Source organism: Streptomyces sp. A01, assembly GCF_059026195.1.
Genome location: NZ_JBWLKN010000130.1, coordinates 1 through 435, shown reverse-complemented (window position 1 = coordinate 435; position 435 = coordinate 1). Strand labels below are relative to the sequence as shown.

The following is a 435-nucleotide window of genomic DNA, read 5'->3' as shown; positions in this document are numbered from 1 at the left end:
ACCAACAGCCCCCACACCGCCAGAATGCCGTGCGAGAACACATTCAGCACCCGGCCACCGGCATCACCACCGCCCTTGCCGGGATCGGAGCCCCCGGTCCCGGCGGCGGTGGGCGGGGCGGAGGCGGGAGGCTGCTCGGCGTCCGTCTTGACGATCTCCGGCAGGCCCACGAAGCTCTGCGGCGGTACCTCTCCGGTCACAGCGTCCCACTCCCCACATCACGTCGGTGACGAACTGCCACGCGGCCACGGAGCTGACCGCTATTCCGGCAATGGCCGCGATCCCGGCCGCGCCCGGCCACGGCGGCCGACAGGGATGCCCGCTCGCGCATAGTCAGAACTCCAGCCTTTCCCGGCGTCCGAGCCGCATCACGATCATCGCGAACAGCATCGTGACGATCAGCAACGCGACACCCAGCGCGGTCGCGTAACCCGC

At 70.1% G+C, this 435-nt stretch carries 2 pseudogenes; both read right to left on the bottom strand.

The features are described from left to right. Nucleotides 1–200: pseudogene (locus tag AC5P1B_RS35860) on the bottom strand (carbohydrate ABC transporter permease); the annotation flags it as partial. 133 nt (nucleotides 201–333) lie between these two features. Further along, nucleotides 334–435: pseudogene (locus tag AC5P1B_RS35855) on the bottom strand (sugar ABC transporter permease); the annotation flags it as partial.